Origin of the sequence: Variovorax sp. LjRoot290 (genome assembly GCF_964253985.1) — a bacterium.
In the GTDB taxonomy this organism is placed as follows: domain Bacteria; phylum Pseudomonadota; class Gammaproteobacteria; order Burkholderiales; family Burkholderiaceae_C; genus Variovorax.
Genome location: NZ_CAXURW020000001.1, coordinates 3,215,452 through 3,232,112 on the forward strand (window position 1 = coordinate 3,215,452; position 16,661 = coordinate 3,232,112).

The 16,661-nt window shown below is 62.5% G+C and carries 15 protein-coding genes and 2 pseudogenes; 5 read left to right on the forward strand and 12 right to left on the reverse strand.

Going from position 1 to position 16,661, the window contains the following annotated elements:
* Window positions 1-12 precede the first annotated feature (12 nt).
* Genes ACSQ9A_RS15990 through ACSQ9A_RS16015 form a run of 6 tightly spaced genes read right to left on the reverse strand, consistent with a single transcriptional unit; the run spans window position 13 to window position 7,162 of the window.
* The gene (locus ACSQ9A_RS15990; RefSeq protein WP_436304323.1) at window positions 13-870 is read right to left on the reverse strand and encodes an FAD binding domain-containing protein; all 858 of its coding nucleotides are present in this window, start codon (window positions 868-870) and stop codon (window positions 13-15) included.
* Window positions 867-3,263, reverse strand: coding sequence for a xanthine dehydrogenase family protein molybdopterin-binding subunit (locus tag ACSQ9A_RS15995; protein ID WP_436304324.1), 2,397 nt, complete (start codon window positions 3,261-3,263; stop codon window positions 867-869). Before ACSQ9A_RS15995 ends, ACSQ9A_RS15990 begins: the two co-directional genes overlap by 4 nt.
* Window positions 3,260-3,772: a (2Fe-2S)-binding protein gene (locus ACSQ9A_RS16000; RefSeq protein ID WP_436304325.1), complete on the reverse strand. Its 513-nt coding sequence runs from the start codon at window positions 3,770-3,772 to the stop codon at window positions 3,260-3,262. Before ACSQ9A_RS16000 ends, ACSQ9A_RS15995 begins: the two co-directional genes overlap by 4 nt.
* Window positions 3,769-5,085, reverse strand: coding sequence for a fumarylacetoacetase (fahA, locus tag ACSQ9A_RS16005; protein WP_436304326.1), 1,317 nt, complete (start codon window positions 5,083-5,085; stop codon window positions 3,769-3,771). Before fahA ends, ACSQ9A_RS16000 begins: the two co-directional genes overlap by 4 nt.
* Window positions 5,086-5,090: 5 nt before the next feature.
* Window positions 5,091-6,362 carry a CaiB/BaiF CoA transferase family protein gene (locus ACSQ9A_RS16010; RefSeq protein ID WP_436304327.1) on the reverse strand — a complete coding sequence of 424 codons (1,272 nt, stop codon included), beginning with the start codon at window positions 6,360-6,362 and terminating at the stop codon, window positions 5,091-5,093.
* Window positions 6,363-6,364: 2 nt separating this feature from the next.
* Window positions 6,365-7,162, reverse strand: coding sequence for an enoyl-CoA hydratase/isomerase family protein (locus tag ACSQ9A_RS16015; protein ID WP_436304328.1), 798 nt, complete (start codon window positions 7,160-7,162; stop codon window positions 6,365-6,367).
* Between the two features lie 149 nt (window positions 7,163-7,311).
* On the opposite strand from ACSQ9A_RS16015, the gene ACSQ9A_RS16020 reads away from it, so the two are divergent.
* Window positions 7,312-8,370 (forward strand): AraC family transcriptional regulator, encoded by a 1,059-nt coding sequence (locus ACSQ9A_RS16020; protein ID WP_436304329.1) that lies wholly within the window; start codon window positions 7,312-7,314, stop codon window positions 8,368-8,370.
* Window positions 8,371-8,713: 343 nt separating this feature from the next.
* A complete protein-coding gene (locus tag ACSQ9A_RS16025; protein WP_436304330.1) occupies window positions 8,714-9,745 on the forward strand; it encodes an alpha/beta fold hydrolase in 1,032 nt (343 codons plus the stop codon).
* 120 nt (window positions 9,746-9,865) lie between these two features.
* Here ACSQ9A_RS16025 and ACSQ9A_RS16030 read toward each other — a convergent pair whose 3' ends face one another.
* The 5 genes from ACSQ9A_RS16030 to ACSQ9A_RS16050 form a co-directional block, all read right to left on the reverse strand.
* Window positions 9,866-10,069 (reverse strand): hypothetical protein, encoded by a 204-nt coding sequence (locus ACSQ9A_RS16030; protein ID WP_436306382.1) that lies wholly within the window; start codon window positions 10,067-10,069, stop codon window positions 9,866-9,868.
* A gap of 93 nt (window positions 10,070-10,162) precedes the next feature.
* On the reverse strand, window positions 10,163-11,146 hold the full coding sequence (locus ACSQ9A_RS16035) for an IS5 family transposase (protein ID WP_436304331.1): 984 nt from the start codon (window positions 11,144-11,146) through the stop codon (window positions 10,163-10,165).
* 81 nt (window positions 11,147-11,227) lie between these two features.
* The gene (locus ACSQ9A_RS16040; RefSeq protein WP_436304332.1) at window positions 11,228-12,397 is read right to left on the reverse strand and encodes an alpha/beta fold hydrolase; all 1,170 of its coding nucleotides are present in this window, start codon (window positions 12,395-12,397) and stop codon (window positions 11,228-11,230) included.
* A 115-nt stretch (window positions 12,398-12,512) separates the two neighbouring features.
* A complete protein-coding gene (locus ACSQ9A_RS16045) occupies window positions 12,513-13,499 on the reverse strand; it encodes an NAD(P)H-dependent flavin oxidoreductase (RefSeq protein ID WP_436304333.1) in 987 nt (328 codons plus the stop codon).
* Window positions 13,500-13,506: 7 nt separating this feature from the next.
* Window positions 13,507-14,247, reverse strand: a complete 741-nt coding sequence (locus ACSQ9A_RS16050; protein ID WP_436304334.1) for an SDR family oxidoreductase — start codon at window positions 14,245-14,247, stop codon at window positions 13,507-13,509.
* Between the two features lie 158 nt (window positions 14,248-14,405).
* Between ACSQ9A_RS16050 and ACSQ9A_RS16055 the strand changes: the two are divergent.
* Window positions 14,406-14,997: pseudogene (locus tag ACSQ9A_RS16055) on the forward strand (2-hydroxychromene-2-carboxylate isomerase).
* 148 nt (window positions 14,998-15,145) lie between these two features.
* Window positions 15,146-15,298: pseudogene (locus tag ACSQ9A_RS16060) on the forward strand (AMP-binding protein); the annotation flags it as partial.
* Between the two features lie 41 nt (window positions 15,299-15,339).
* Here ACSQ9A_RS16060 and ACSQ9A_RS16065 read toward each other — a convergent pair.
* Window positions 15,340-15,546 carry a hypothetical protein gene (locus ACSQ9A_RS16065; RefSeq protein ID WP_436306383.1) on the reverse strand — a complete coding sequence of 69 codons (207 nt, stop codon included), beginning with the start codon at window positions 15,544-15,546 and terminating at the stop codon, window positions 15,340-15,342.
* On the opposite strand from ACSQ9A_RS16065, the gene ACSQ9A_RS16070 reads away from it, so the two are divergent.
* Entirely contained in the window at window positions 15,472-16,659 is a 1,188-nt protein-coding gene (locus ACSQ9A_RS16070; RefSeq protein WP_436304335.1) for an AMP-binding protein, read from the forward strand. The genes ACSQ9A_RS16065 and ACSQ9A_RS16070 overlap by 75 nt on opposite strands.
* Window positions 16,660-16,661: the final 2 nt, after the last annotated feature.

Below are 16,661 nucleotides of genomic sequence, written 5' to 3' on the forward strand. Positions count from 1 at the left end.
TTACCGTACTGATCAAACGGAGGACATCACATCGGTGAGCGCGCGGCGAAGCATCGTGCGCCCCAGTTGAGTGCGATAGTCGGCGTCGGCGAAGCGGTCTTCCAGCGGTGACGCGCCCGTGAACGCCAGGTCGATCAGGCGCTCCGTTTGGTCGGGCTGGCCGGCATATCCGGCCAACGCGGTTTCGGCGGCATTCGCACGGAATGCATGGGCCGAAAAACCAGTCACCGCAATCCGTCCGCCACTGCAGCGATTGGCCTCATACGCCAGAACCACCGCCACACCGACGACGGCATAACCCGAGGCTGGATGGCGAAATTTGCGGTAAGCACCGCGCCGGCTAGACCCGGCCGGGATGCGCATACGCACAACGATCTCATCGGGCCGCAAGTCAGTTTCGAACAGTCCCTTGAAGAACGAAGCGGCGGGAATCGAACGCTCGCCTTTGGGCCCGACGACTTCGATCGTCGCGTCCAGTGCCAACATCGCCGCCGGCCAATCGGCCGAAGGATCGGCGTGCGCCAGCGAGCCGCCAATGGTGCCGCGATTGCGCACGGTCGGGTCCGCGATCAGGCCGGCGATGCTCGCAAGAAGCGGCAATGCCTCCGCCAGTTCAGCGTGATATTCAAGCTGGGCGTGGGTTGTCGCCGCGCCGATGACAATCTCGCTTGCGCCGATCATGATGCCTTGAAGCTCAGGCAGTTCGGCGATGTCGATCAGGGTCCCGGGCGCTGCCAGGCGCAGTTTCATCATTGGCAGCAGCGAGTGGCCGCCACTCATCAACTTTGCACCGTCGCCGCCGTGGGTAAGTTGGGCAAGTGCCTCGGACAAACTGCGGGGTCGGATGTACTCAAATGCACTCGGGATCATTGGGTCAACTCCTCTTTCCCGGCGGTTTTTGCGGCACGGACGGCACGCCACACCTTGGGTGGCGTCAACGGCATGTCGATGTGGGTGATGCCGAAGCTCTTGAGCGCATCGCACACCGCACTGACGATGACCGGCGGTGCGCCGACACAGCCGGCTTCGCCGATGCCCTTGACACCCAGCGGATTCACCGGGGTTGGGGTCACCTGGAAGCTGGTTCGCATCGTCGGGACCTGATCGCTTTTAGGCACGGCGTAATCGAGCAGTGAACCGGTCAGGAGCTGCCCGGTCTCGTCGTATTCGACGCCCTCGTACAGGGCCTGGCCAATGCCCTGGGCGATGCCGCCGTGCATCTGTCCATGGCACAGCATGGGATTGATGAGATTGCCCACATCGTCCACGGCGACATAGTCAAGAATCTTCACCTCGCCCGTCTCGATGTCGACCTCGACGACTGCCGCGTGGCTGCCGAATGGCGCCACCATTTTTTCGGACTGGTAGAACACGGTTTCTTCCAGGCCCGGCTCCATGCCCAGCGGAAGATTGGAGCTGACGTACGCCATGCGCGCGACCTGGCCGAAGCCGACGCTGCGCGCTTTTGTCTCGCCCGCGACGCTGAACGTTCCGCCCGTATAGTTGAGGTGTTCCGGCGTCGAGTCCAGCATGGTGGCGGCGATGAGCTTGGCCTTGGCAAGCACTTTTTGAGCCGCATTGTGAGCTGCGGTGCCGCCCACGACCATGGAGCGCGAGTTGAACGTGCCATGGCCGAAGGGCACACGGTCCGTATCGCCCTGGACGACGTCAATATCGTCCATCGGCAACTGCAGCACGCTGCCTACGATCTGCGCGTAGCTTGTCGCGTGCCCATGGCCTTGTGGCATGGACCCCGAGAACAGCGTGACCTTGCCGTCGGAGTGGACCCGCAGTAGTGCGCTTTCCCAACCGCCGCGATTGAACCCAACCATCTTCATCGCGGCCGAACTGCCGACGCCGACCAGTTCCATGTAGCAGGTGACGGCAACGCCGACATAGCGCCCCTGCGCCCGCAGGGCGGCCTGCTTCTCGCGCCATCCGTTGTAGTCAATCTCCTTGACCGCGGCCTCGAGGGCACCCTCGTAGTTGCCGGTGTCCCACACGAACAGCGGGTGTCCGTAGGGCCGGTAGGGAAACTGATGTTTGCGGATCAGGTTGATCCGACGCAGTTCGACCGGATCGATGCCGAGTTTGGCAGCGACCGCGTCCATGGTCCGCTCGATGAGGTAAGCGGCTTCGGGGCGGCCGGCGCCGCGGTAGGCGTCCACCGGCGTGGTGTTGGTCGTCACCAGCCGCATCTGCGCATCCAATGCGGGGATGTCGTAGTTGCCGCAGGCGAATGACACCGTATTGACCGTCGGGATGCCGGTTGCCATGTTCGACAGGTAGGCACCCAGGTTGGCGAACGAACGCATCTTGATGCCCAGCACCCGGCCGTCTTTCGTGACCGCGGCTTCCACGTTCTCGATGTGTGCGCGGCCGTGCGTGGTGGCCATGTGCGCTTCACTGCGCGTCTCGGTCCAGCCGACCGGCCGCTCGAAGTGTTTTGCGGCGAACGCGACCAGAATTTCCTCGGCGTAGAAGTGCATCTTCGCGCCGAAGCCCCCACCAATGTCGGGCGCGATCAGGTGAATCCTGTGCTCGGGCCAGCCCAAGGTTTCGGCCAACCAGCGCCTGGACATGTGAGGCACCTGCGTCGGCAGGTAGAAAGTCAGCTTCTCAGTGGTCGTGTCGTAGACGGCTCGCACGGCCCGCGGCTCGATCGGACTGGGGATCAACCGGTTGTTGACCAGCCGCACCCGAACCAGATGGTCCGCTGCCGCTGCCGCTGCGGCGTAGTCGCCGCCGCCGCCCCTGAAAACAGTGATGAGGTTGCCCGGCACATTGTCATGCAACTGCGGCGCGCCTTCCTGCAGGGCCGCTTCTTCGTCCACCACCGCAGGCAGCACTTCATAGTCGACGAAGATGGCTTCCAGCGCATCGGCAGCTTGCTGGCGCGTATTGGCCACAACGAGCGCGACCGATTCGCCGACGTAGCGCACGCGACCGTCGGCCAGCGGGGGGTGGGCTGGGACGAGGGAGCCGCCCACAACCCAGTTGGGGCGGATGTCGCCGACCTTGCCACGCAGGTCTTCATAGGTCAGGATGCCCACCACACCGGGCATGGACGCGGCGGCAGAGATGTCGATCGACTTGATCAGCGCATGGCCGTGGGGCGAACGCAGCACCATGGCGCAGGTCAGGCCCTTGATCGCGATATCGTCGGTGAATCGGCCGCGGCCGGTCAGAAGAGGCGGGTCTTCGCGTCGGGTGACGGATTGTCCGATATGGTTGACAGGTTCAATGTCATCGAGCCTGGTCATTGCGCGAGCTCCTTCTGCTTGCCAGAAGCGTGGCCTGTGTCACCTGCTCGGGTGGCAGCCAGCATGACTGCATTGACTATGTTTTGGTAGCCGGTGCAGCGGCACAGATTGCCGTGCAAGGCTTCACGCACCTGCTCTTCGGTCGGATTGGGAACCCGGTCCAGCAGCGCCTGCCCCGCGAAGACCATGCCCGGCGTGCAAAAACCGCATTGGAGCCCGTGCATCTCGGCGAAGGCCTGTTGCAGCGGCGTCATCTTTTTCGGGGTGCCCAGCCCCTCGATGGTTGTGACGCGGTGGCCTTGCGCCTGAACCGCCAGCACCGTACAGGACTTGGCCGTGTTGCCGTCGATCTGCACAGTGCAAGCTCCGCATTGCGAGGTATCGCAGCCGATGTGCGTGCCCGTCATGCCCGCGTGGTCCCGCAGGAAATGCACCAGCAATTCGCGCGACTCGATCTCCGCACTCACCGGAACTCCGTTGACTTCGACGGTCACTTTTTGCGGCGTCATCCCGCATCCCCCACAATTTGAGCCTTGCACTCGCCGAACCCGATCGGCTTGTAGCCATCCCGCTCGCACACGCCGCGCAGCCACACAGTGTCGCCGTCCTCGAGGAAAAGACGCGTTTCACCCGAGGGCAACGACAGGGCCTGCTTACCCCCGGCATTGAACTCGATCAGGCATCCCGAGTCCTTGCGCTCCGGGCCCGAGACGGTTCCACTGGACAACAAGTCGCCCGTGCGCAGGCTGCATCCGTTGCTGGCGTGGTGGGTGAGCATCTGCGTGAGCGTCCAGTACTGGTCGCTGAACTGCGGCTGCGAAATCACGACCGGGGCCATGCCGCTTTTTTGCATCGCCGCGGTCTGCAGCAGAACCTGTAGCGAGATCGAGATGCCACCCTGGGCCGCATGCCTGGCCGACGTGAGCGCCGCCGGTACCGGCGTTTCGCCCGCGTCGCGCGTCGGCGCTGGCACGCGGTACGGCGCCAGCGCTTCCAGCGTCACCACCCACGGTGACGCCGTCGTCATGAAGCTCTTGGCGAGGAACGGCCCCAAGGGATAGCTCTCCCACATCTGGATGTCGCGCGCCGACCAGTCATTGACCAGGCAGAGTCCGAACATATGGTCGTCGGCCTCGTCGATCGAAATGGGCTGACCCAGGGCGTTTTCCCGGCCAACGAAGCAACCCACCTCCAGTTCGAAGTCCATGCGTTGTGAGGGCGCGTAGACCTGAGCTGCTCCTTGTGGATCCCCAAGCTGTCCTCGCGGCCGGATACAAGGCACGCCGCTTTCGACCACGGTGGAGGCGCGGCCATGGTAGGCAATAGGCATGTGCCGAAAGTTGGGGGCCACGGGCATCTCGGGTCGAATGAGTTCGCCGGTACGCCGCACGTGGTGGATGGAGGTGAAGAAATCGGTGAAATTGCCGATCTGTGCCGGCAAGTGCATCTGCGCGTCGCGCATCGGCACCAGGCAGGCACTGGCCGCTGCCGCGTGGCCGCTGTCGGCGCGCAGCAGCGTGAAAACCGCATCCCGCACCGCTTGTCTTGCAGCGCGTCCACTCGACATCAGCAAGTTGAGACTGTTGCCGCGCAGCGCGGCCTGCAAGCCATCCAGGCCGGGCAGCACCCCCCCATCCAAGGCGGCGCTCAGATCGAGGATCTGATCGCCGATAGCGACACCGATCCTGCGCTCTTTCGCACCCGCCGTGCTGAATACGCCGAGCGGCAGGTTCTGGATGGGAAACTCGGTGCTCGGCGCGTTCGCGCTGGTGACCCAGCTTTGAACGCTCGCATCGTGCGTGTGATCGGTTTCGAAAGTCATGGCGATCAGGCACTCACGGGGTCGGCTGGTGCGTCGGTCGTTGCCGGGGCGACGAACACCGGGGTTTCTGGCACGTGCTCTATCAGCATGCCCGCCGCGGTCGCTGCCTTGATCGCTTCCTGGCTCATGCCCAAGCTCGCAAAAACCTCCGCGTTGTCCTCACCTCGAAACGAAGGCGCCGTGGGGGCGGGAAGCTTGTCCTCCGAGAAGCGCCAGGGCCGGCCGTGTAAACGGTAAGAGCCCCCCCGGCGGTCCGGCACGTCCTGCACGGCACCCCAGTACTCCGCCCATTCGGAATTCGCAATTTCCTCGGTCGTCCGTATCTGGCCCATTGCAATTTTGGCTTCGTCCAACTGTGCATCGAGCGTGGCCATGTCGCGAAAGGTGAGCACCCACGCCTGCACGATGGCATGGAGCGCGTCGTAGTTCGCCGCTCGCGCTTGTGCCGTCGCGAAGCGGGGGTCACTCGCCAAGTCGATGCGGCGCATCGCGCCAAGGTACTGCGGGAACGTTCCGCTGCCCACGAGACTCTGCGGCGTCAGGAAGCGCTCGCCCCCCGGCCCGACGAAGAAGGCCCCTTCGGTGGCGCCCAAAATTCCTGGCTCAGCACCCGTGTCGATGCCCGCCATGTCGATGTGCGCACGCTCGTTGACGGCCAACATGACCGCCGCCATGGCAACGTCGATGTATTGGCCGCGACCGGTGACTTCTCTGCCCCTGACGGCCGCCAGGACGGCAATGGTCGCTTGCAAGCCGGCGTAAACGTCGGCGTGCGACAGCGGGTCAGGCCGCAGGCGGCTCAGCGAGTCTCCGTAGTGGCGCAGCGTGTTGTGCGTGAAGCCGGCTTCTGCTTGTACCGTCGGCGCATAGGCCATGCGCGACGCCCAAGGCCCGCCTTGACCGTAGCCCGAGATCGACACGTAGATCAGACGCGGATTGCGCTTTACCAAAGATGCATAGTCAAGCCCGAAGAACTTGAGCGTTCCAGCCCGAAAATTCTCGACCACGATGTCTGCCTGGTCGATCATCTTCAAGACCAGCTCTACAGAACCGTGGACGTTGAGGTCGATGCTGACGTTGCGCTTGCCGACGTTCTGCTGGGCGTAATAGCCGGACATGCCGTCGACGAATGGAAAAGCGAGGCGAGACACGTCGGGACGAGGAGGCTCGATCTTGATCACCTCGGCGCCAAGGTCCGCCAGAGTCCGGGCGCACAGAGGCCCAGCCAGCACGCGCGAGAAGTCGACGACTTTGAGGCCTTGCAGGGGTCCGGACATGATCAGCGCCCCTCAAAATTTGCGAGGCCAGGGCCTTGCTTGAGGAAGGATTCGAGTCCGACCCTCACGTCGTTCGAAGCCCATATCGGCTTTTGCAACTCGGCCATCGCCAGGTCGGCTGCTTCAACACCTTGATTGGCGGCGATCCGGGCAATCTGCTTGGTCACTGCATGTGCAATCGTCGGCCCGTTGGCCAACTCCTGGGCCACCATCATGGTGGACTCCTCCAACTTCTCGTCCGCTACGACCAAGTTGATCAGCCCCCAACGCTCCAGCGTCTCGGCGTCGTACCGGCGCCCGAGCATCGACATTTCCTTTGCGCGGGCCACACCGATCCGCTGAACCTGGCGCTGGATGGCGCCCATCAGAGGGTGCAGGCCCAATGCGCTTTCCACTGAGCCAAACTTGGCCGATGAGGCGGCGATGATGTAATCACAGGCCAGGGCGAGTTCAACCCCACCGCCCAGGCAGGCGCCGTGAACGCTTGCCACGATGGGCACGGGCAAATTTTCGAACGCATTCAGTACGTCCACCGGATTCCACATCGGTGCGCTCGCAGCCTTACCGTCCTTCTTGCCCTGCTCCAAAAGCGCTTCGAACTGGGTGACGTCCGCACCCGCGCAGTAGTGCCGCAGGCCGCTGCGCAGAACGATGGCGCGGCTGCCTTGTGCAGCGGCGTCGCGCATCTTCGCGATCAGCGGATTGAACAGCGCAGGCCCCATCAAGTTGTAGGGACGGTAGTTCATGGTCAGCACAGTCACATCGCCATGCTTTGTCGCGACAATAATTTCTTCACTCATCGGGGTCTCCTGGTTAGTTCAAGAAAAACGGGCACCGCAACGCGCCTTTCTGGGTGCGATTTTCTGAGCGCAACATCAGAAGGAAAAGGTGATTTAATGCCAATATGCAGGTTGGCTAATGCCACACCTTCGACAAGCGGGGTTTCACGATGGCACTGCCCAAGCTGACTTTCATCCACCGCCCAGGGGATCGCAACACGCCGCAACTCAGCGTCTTCGGCTTGAAGGCACTCGTCGCAGAAATGGAGAGTCAGGGCGTGTCTTCGCGCGCCTTGCTGAGTCGAACGGGGGTGCTCAGCGAGCAGTTCGACGACCATTCAATGCTGATCTCCCGGGACCAGCGTTTGGCCATCTATCGCAACGCACAGCGCCTCGCGAAGCGATCGGATGTGGCGCTGCGCGCGGGGGCCCGGCAGCGCATCAGCGATTTCGGCGTCTGGGGCTATGCCTTGGCCAGCAGCAAGACACTCGGGGATGCGATGGACCTGTGTTTTCGACAGCTTCGGCAAGTGGGCCCTGTGCTGCAGATCACCTCACGCGTTGAAGGGGGGACGATCAAGTTGCGCAGTCATGACCCCGCGTCGCTGGGCGAACTCCTGCCATTCGTTGCGGAGTTCTGGCGCAGCTCGAACCATGCCTTCCTCAGCCACATACTGGAGGCGCCGCTTCCTTCCTCGCGAATGCTGCTGCCTTACCCAGCGCCGCCTCATTGGCGAACCTACAGGCAGATGTTCAACTGCCCGGTCGAGTTCGCAGCCGAGACTATGGAGTGGCACTTTCCCGAATCGGCCTGGAGCTTGCCTTTGCCCAACGCGAACCCCGTGCTGGTCAAAGTTTGCCAGCGCTTCTGCGAACAGGTCTTGTCGGAGCAACCCCCGGGGTCGGAGCTCGCTGACTCCATCAGAGTCATTCTCGTGAACCAGCCGGGTCGCTTCCCGAATATCGATGAGATTGCTGCAGACCTTGGCATGTCGCTGCGCACGCTCAACCGCAGACTGGCTTCAGAGGGACTGTCCTACCAATCGATCATCGACGATGTACGCCGGACGCTCGCCGTGGAGTATCTCGAGCGCACCGCGCTCTCGGTCGAAGAGATCTGTGAGCGCGTTGGCTTTTCGGATCCGTCCAACTTTCGGAAAGCGTTCAGAAAGTGGACGGGGAGACCGCCAAGTCATTTCCGAACCGAGCCTGCGGCGGCGAGGACGTAGGGCGGCGGTTTTGGCGGCAAAGCGTATCGCGCCACCGCGGTGGTACTCGCAGACGTGTACCAAGCCCCGCGCCGCTTGGGCTGTCGCACCCGGAATGTCGCGTCCGGGATTGACAATGCACAGTCGTTTGATTAACGTTCGTACAGCAATGCAATGGGCCTGCACTGCATCAAAGTGCGTCGGGTAACGGCCAATGCACGCTGTGAAATCATTTCGCGTCTACCCAGGGATGCTCGTTGAAGCGCCGAGGTCGTGCTCGAGGAGGTGGCGGCCTGCCCCACGTCGTCACCGAATCGTGCATCCGCTGCAAGTAAGTCCTGCCAATATTCCGATAGGGCCCCCGATGTCGCTATTTCAGATCACAGAGAACACGTTCCGAAGTGCACGCAACAGTACTTTCTATTTCGCAAGCGGCCCAAGCCGGGGGACACCAATCATCTTCGTTCATGGCTGGCCTGAACTTGCATTGAGCTGGCGCCATCAGCTTCCAGTCTTCGGTGCACTCGGCTTCAGGGCGATTGCTCCGGACTTGCGAGGCCACGGAAGGTCGTCGCTCTACAGCACGCATGACGCGTATGCCCAGCGCGAAATTGTTGCCGACATGATCGAGTTGCTTGATTCCCTCGGAAAGGAAAAGGCGATCTGGGTGGGGCACGACTGGGGAGCGTCGGTCGTCTGGAACATTGCCAGCCACCATCCGGACCGTTGCCTTGCGGCGGCAAACCTGTGCGTGCCCTATGCGACATTGGAGCGTGGACTTGATGTGTTGGTCGGGCTGGTCAACCGCGATCTGTACCCGCAAAGCGAATACCCGTTCGGAAACTGGGAGTACCAGCGCTTCTACGAAGAGCACTTCGCGAAGGCCACGGGCGCGATGGAGGCAAACGTCGCAGGAACTTTCAAGGCCCTTTTTCGCGCGGGCAATCCCGATGGGAAGTGCAAGCCGGCGCCTTTGTCTCAGACTCGCCGTGATGGAGGCTGGTTCGGTGGAAAGGGAACCGCTCCAAACGTCCCCCGTGATGAGCGAGTCATCACCGAGAACGATCTGCATGCCTATGCCTCGGCCTATGAGCGAACAAGCTTTTTCGGCACGGACTCCCTGTACATGAATCATGCAGCCAACGCTCGCTATGCTTCCGAGGCGTTGAATGACGGCTATCTCGACATGCCCGTTCTATTTCTGGAAGCGGCATATGACTATACGTGCGACTGTGTGAATTCGCCTTTGACCGAACCGATGAAAAAGCTTTGTCGCGATCTGGCCATCGAGCGGATCGAGTCAGGACACTGGATGGCACAGGAAAAGCCCGTAGAGGTGAATGCAAGACTCGGGCAATGGCTAGGGGCCAGGATTCCGCAAGCCTGGGGCGGCTAGGCGTCAGGACTCGACAGGTTGTATGCCAAGGGCGATGCGGAGTGGATCGCAGTGGAGGATCCGGAACCTCAGAAGACAAAGAGCCCCGATGTCTCTGGGCTCTTTGCTGCCGTGGGGACTTCAATGGACCTGAACTGCGGCATCTCGCTGCCATGCTTTTGTAGACTGCAGCACCTCTTCGTGCCTGACGTTGGAGCCCGGCCGTTTGACCACCACGACGAACGGACGTTCATCCCATTTCGGATGCGGCATGCTGATGCAGGCAATCATCTGCACGTTAGGGAGACGCTGAACTATGAGCGTCGCAGCCAGAGTTGAGGACATGACGAAGGAATGCAGCCGAGGAATCCGTCGACTTCGCGGTGCGCGGCCTTCGCCGCATAGGTTTTGCGCCTCGTTCGAGGCTACTTTCGTTGTTCAAGACGCACCTCGGGCTGCGTCTTGCAGGAGCGACCTCTTGGCGATGACCAGATTGGCCAGCCCGAACAGGCTGAACAGCTGCGCCTCGTTCTTCGCGAGGCCCTTGTAGCGGGTCTTCTTGTGACGAAACAGATTCTTGATCACGTGGAACGGGTGCTCGACCTTGGCCCGGATGCTCGCCTTCAGTTGCTCGGCCTTCTCAAGCAGGCGCGCCCACTTGCGCGTCGGGTCCAGTTGCCGACGCTTGCCCGGCTGCATCGCGACATGCCACTTCGGGCCCCGCGCCTCTGCGCGTTTGTCGACACCCCGGTAACCCGCATCTCCGAAGGCCACGGTCTCCTCGCCGTGCAGCAGCGCGCCGGCTTGCGTCACGTCGTTGACGTTGGCCGCCGTGGCGACCAGCGAATGCACGAGACCCGATCCGGCATCCACGCCCACATGGGCCTTCATCCCGAAGTGCCATTGGTTTCCCTTCTTGGTCTGGTGCATTTCGGGGTCGCGTGTGTTGCCCGCGTTCTTGGTCGAACTGGGCGCCGCGATGATGGTCGCGTCCACGATGGTGCCCGCGCGCATCAGAAGACCTTGCTCGGCAAGATGGGCGTTGATCTCCTCGAACAGGGCCTTGGTGAGGTCGTTGTCCAACAGCAGTCGCCTGAACTTCAGCAGCGTGGTGGCGTCGGGCACCGACTCGCGCGACAGGTCGATGCCAACGAAGTCGCGCAGCGCCTGGCTGTCGTACAGCGCGTCCTCCAGCGCCTCGTCGGCCAGGCCGTACCACTGCTGCAAGCAGTACATGCGCAGCATCCTGGGGACGCCGATCGGCTGGCGGCCGACACGACCGCTCGTGGGATACAGCGGCTCGATCACGCCGACCAAGCGCGCCCAAGGCACAACGCGCTCCATGTCGGCCAAGAACTTCTCGCGACGAGTACGCTTCTTCTTCAATGCGTACTCGGCGCTGGCAAAACTGCGTTGGCTCATGTCCGTCATGCCCTCAAACGTGGTCCTCTCACGCATGCATACGCCGTGCCGGGATCGATCAATTAATCAGCGTCTCCTTAGCTAGTTCTTTGCCTGGGAGGGCATATCGCCGACCCACTGCATGAAACTACCGACATGCTGAGCCCAAAGGGCGGGGATCGTCATCGTGAAATGGCCGGGTGACCTTGCCGTTCCGGGTTGAACCACGTAACGGCCCTGTTTCAGCTTTGGCACGGTGTTCTGAAGCACCTGCAGCTCGTCAGGATTGAACTCATCGTCTGAAAAATTCAGTGCGAAAACCTTCGTCTTGATCTCCGAAAGTCTAGGTTCAGGATCGTAGTTCAATGACGATTTCAGGGAGTAAAGCATATCGTTGGGGTCGACCTGCTCGGCCTGTATGCGGGTGGTCGCCAGAAATTTGTCCGCTGCCGCGCCATTGGGAATTTGTTGTTGAAGCGCTGGGGCGCTGTCGATCATCATCCGCAGCACCCTGAAGCCATTGGCCCAGCCGCGCGGCGTTTGCGTGTAGTCTCCGCCCTTCCAATCCGGATCGGAGCGGATTGCGTCGATCACCATGCGCCGCCACAAGAGGTTGCGGCCCGAGACCGAGATCGGCAGCGAGACCACCGGCATGACGCCGTCCATCATGTCGGGATAGGCTTGCGCCCACTGCCAGGCATTCATGCCGCCCATGGACATGCCAAGGATGGCGTGGAGATGCTTGATGCCCAGCGTCTCGGTCACCAGCTTGTGTTGGAGATCGACGATGTCGCCGTAGTCGTAGTCGGGAAATTTGGTCTTCAGGCCGTCGCTTGGCTTGCTCGATTGGCCATGGCCCACGCTGTCAGGAAAAATCAAATAGTAGCGCTTGGCGTCCAGCGGACGGCCTGGATCGAAGAATGCCTGGGTGAATGTCGGGCTCAGAAGGGCCCGGCTGTCTCCGCCGGTCCAATGCAGCACAAGGACGGCATTGTCGATCTCGCCTTTGGCGTTTCGATGGGGCGTACCCAGGGTCGCATAATGAATCTTCACACGCTCCAGCGTCCCCCCGTTTCGGAACTTGTAATTCTGGAACCAGGCATCGGCCTGAATGGCATCTGCATTGACCCGCTGGTCCCAAGGTGATGCCGACCCGCTGGCGGCGGCGGATGACGGAGTCGATTGGGCAAATGCTGAACCTGCAAGCGTTGTTGCGGATAAAAGGACTCCGAGCAGCAGGCTGGCTGCCGTGCAAGCAATTTGAGACTTCATGACGATTTTCTTTGCTCCGTTTGGGACAGCGGGTCGAATCCGCGGGGACAGCCACCGCGGACTCCATTCTTGAGAAGCTCCGCCGACTTTGCACACGTATCAGTGAGACAGGACACTAGACCAGAGCAGGCTCCAGGAACCCTGAGAGCCGCCGTGTGATCAGCTGCTCGGCCTCCTCCATGATGCGATCCATCAGCTCCTGCACCGTCGGAATGTCGTTGATCAGGCCGACCACCATGCCGCAGCTCCAGGCGCCCGCATCCATCTCGCCTTGCAGCATCACGCGCGGGTAGACGCCCGCGACCTGGTCGATGATGTCGTCGAACTTGAGATCGGCGCCTTTTTCCTTCTCGATCCGGATCAGTTGCTCGACCGATGAATTGGTCAGCACGCGCTCAGTGTTGCGCAGGCCGCGCATCACGAGCCGCGTGTCGAGCTCGGTGGCCGCCACGATGGCGTCCTTGACGTTCTGGTGGATCGGCGCTTCCTGCGTCGCCACGAAGCGCGTGCCCATGTTCATGCCCTCAGCGCCCAGCGCCAGGGCCGCCACCAGGCTGCGCGCGTCGGCCATGCCGCCGGAGGCCACAAACGGAATCTTCAACTCCTCGGCGGCCCGGGGCAGCAGGATCATGTTGGGCATGTCGTCCTCGCCCGGGTGGCCACCGCACTCGAAGCCATCCACGCTCACGGCATCGCATCCGATCGCTTCGGCCTTCAGCGCGTGGCGCACCGAGGTGCACTTGTGGATGACCTTGATGCCGGCCTTCTTGAGCGCCGGCATGTAGGCCTCCGGACTGCGCCCCGCAGTCTCGACGATGCGAACGCCGCCTTCGGCAATCGCCGCAATGTATTCGGGGTATGGCGGGGAAGACAAGGTCGGCAGGAACGTGAGGTTCACGCCAAAGGGCTGGTCCGTCATTTCGCGGCAGCGGCGGATTTCCTTGGCCAGGAGCTCGGGGGTTCTTTGCGTCAGGCCCGTGATGAGCCCGAGCCCACCGGCATTGGAGACGGCCGCGGCCAGCTCCGCAAAGCCGACGTAGTGCATGCCGCCCTGGATGATCGGGTGGCGGATGCCGAAGAGTTCAGTGATGCGTGTTTTCATGTGTCTTTCACCAGGTTTCCATGTAGGGGCGCAGGTCCATCTCGAACGTCCATGCGTCTCGAGGCTGGGTGTGCAGGTACCAGTAGTTCTCCGCGATGTGCTCGGGGTTCAGGATGCCGTCCTGCTCCTTGAGCGCATAGCGTTCGGGGAAGTTGCTGCGGATGAACTCCGTGTCGATCGCTCCGTCGACCACAATGTGAGCCACATGAATGCCACGCGGGCCGAGTTCGCGCGCCATGCTCTGGGCCAGTGCGCGCAGCGCATGCTTGGCCCCGGCAAAGGCCGCGAAATTCGCCGAGCCGCGAACGCCTGCCGTCGCGCCGGTGAAGAGAATCGTGCCGCGGCCCCGCACGACCATCCTGCGGGCGACCTCGCGAGCGTTCAGGAACGCGCTGAAGGCGGCCATCTCCCAGATCTTCATGTACTTGCGCCCGGTCTCCTCCAGGATGCTGCTGGGCACGTTGGCACCGATGTTGAACACCATCACCTCGATCGGGCCGCGCTCCTTCTCGATCTGGTCGATGAGGGCGGCGACGTCGTCCTCCTTGCGTGCATCGCTGCCGTAGCCGAACGCCTGGCCGCCTGCCGCGCGGATGCGTTCGACGGCCGGCTCCAGCTTGTCGGCCGATCGCCGCGTGAGGCATGCGACGTAGCCCTCGCGGGCGAATCGCGCGCCAATGGCACTGCCAGTGGCGTCACCAGCGCCGACGACGAGAGCCACACCGCGGTGGTTGGCTGTTTGGTCCATGCGTTCTCCTTTAAAAAACGTCCGTTACGTCATCGCACGTTAATCAATGAACGATCGTTTGTCAATCGAAGAAGAACCCAGTGAAACCCCGTTGACGGGGGTTCGTTAATCACATAGCTTTCGTTTACCAAACGTCCGTTAACTTAAAGGAGCTCTGAATGCGCAAGTCAGTTGATTTTTTCTTCGATGTCGGTAGTCCGTCGTCCTACCTGGCTTGGACGCAGTTGCCTGGTTTGTGCGCCAGCCATGGCGCCGACCTCGTCTACCGGCCGATGCTGCTCGGCGGCGTCTACCAGGCCACCGGCAACGCCTCTCCGGCCACCATCCCCGTCAAGGGGCGCTATACGCAGATGGACTACGAGCGCCACGCGCGCCGGTGGCGTCCCGTTCCAAGGCAATCCGCACTTTCCCGTCATCACTCTGTTCCTCATGCGAGCTGTCACCGGGATTCAACTGCACCGCCCCGAGCAGCTGCAGCAACTGCTCGGCTGCGTGTTCAAGGCGCTCTGGATCGACGCGCTCAACCTGAACGACGCGCAGCTCACGGCCGACGTCCTGAAGAGCGGTGGGTTTGACCCCGCCGACATCGAGCGGCTGGAGCAGGATCCCGAGACCAAGGCCGCGCTGAAGGCAACGACGCAAGAAGCGGTCGAGCGCGGCGTGTTCGGCGCGCCCACGCTCTTCGTCGGCGACCAGATGTTCTTCGGCCAGGACCGCATGGACTTCGTGCGCGAAGCGCTGCTGTCCTGAGCGAACCCAAAAAGGGGACAACGTGGATCAAAGAATTTGGCATGCTTCCTACCCGACAGGACTGCCTCGCGACCTTGTGTACGGCGAGCACGACACCCTCGTCACCCTGCTCGAAGGCGCTTTCGCGAAGCACGCCGCCAGGACGGCCGTGACTTGCAACGGCGAATCACTGACGTTCGCCGAGCTCGGACATGCGTCGGCTCGATTTGCGACATTCCTCCAGGCGGCGGGCCTACAGCCCGGCGACCGCGTGGCCCTGCTGCTGCCGAATCACCTCCTTTATCCCGTCGCCTTGGCCGCAATAGCGCGCGCAGGCTTCGTGGGGGTGACGATGAACCCGCTCTACACAGTTCGTGAGGTGGAGTACCAGTTGGCGGATTCCGGCGCCGCCGCGCTGGTGGTCACCGATCTGTCACAGGACTCGTCGCCGAAGTCTTCGAGCGGACAGAAGTTCGGCACGTCATCACCGTGCCGATGCAGGACGTTAAGCGATCGCTGCTCGCGCCCGCCGGTGATCAGCCGGTTCGGGCCCGCGGCCCCGATGTGCATCTCGTACCTCTGCACGCCGCCATCGCATCGGTGCGGGATGCCGGCTTTAGCGCCGCACAGGTGCGCCCCTCCGATCTCGCGTTCCTGCAATACACAGGCGGCACGACCGGCGTGTCAAAGGGCGCCTGCCTCACGCATCGCAACGTCCTCGTGAGTGCGTTGCAGATGCAGTCCTGGTTGCGACTGAACCTCGAAATCCAGAACTTCGAGCTGGTCACGCCGCCCCTGTACCACATCTTCCCGCTCGGCATGGCGCTGATGGCCCTGGTGAGCGGCGGACACAACCGGCTTGTCATGAATCCGCGCGACATCAAGGCCTTGTGCGCCGAGCTGCGCCGGGCACCCTTCGACGTGCTGATTGGCGTTAACACCATGTTCAACGGCATGGTGAACATGCCCGAACTGTCATCGGTCGACTTCTCGCGTTGTGGCATGGTCATCGGCGCCGGCGCCTCGATCCAGGCGGCGGTCGCGCGCAAGTGGGAGGCGGTGGGCGGGCCGCCGATCACTGAACCCTATGGGCTCACGGAGACGTCGCCCAGCGCCACCTTAAATCCGCCAGGCTGCAACGGCACCATCGGCGTGCCGGTGCCCTCCACCGACGTGCTGATCGTGGAGGACGCGGGCGACCCGGTTGTGCAGGGCACGCCCGGTGAGTTGCTCATCAAGGGACCGCAGGTGTTCGCCGGCTACTGGAAGCGCGAAGAAGAAACGCGCAAGGCATTTACCAGCGATGGCTGGTTTCGGACGGGCGACGTCGTCACGATGGATGCGCAGGGACTGATGACCATCGTCGACCGCAAGAAGGACATGGTCCTGGTGTCCGGGTTCAACGTGTACCCGAACGAGATCGAGGGCGTGGTCGCGCTGCACCCGGACGTGCTGGAGTGCGCATGCGTCGGCGTGCCCGACGAGCGCTCCGGCGATGCCCCTCACCTGTTCGTCGTGCGTCGCTCGCCGGGGCTGCAGGAGGACCAGATCGAATCTCACTGCCGCAAGCTCCTGGCGCCCTACAAGGTGCCTCGCCACATCACCCTTCTTGAGGCCCTGCCGAAATCGACCGTGGGCAAGATCCTTCGCAAGGAACTGCGCGCGCCGGCGATGATGGCTTGACC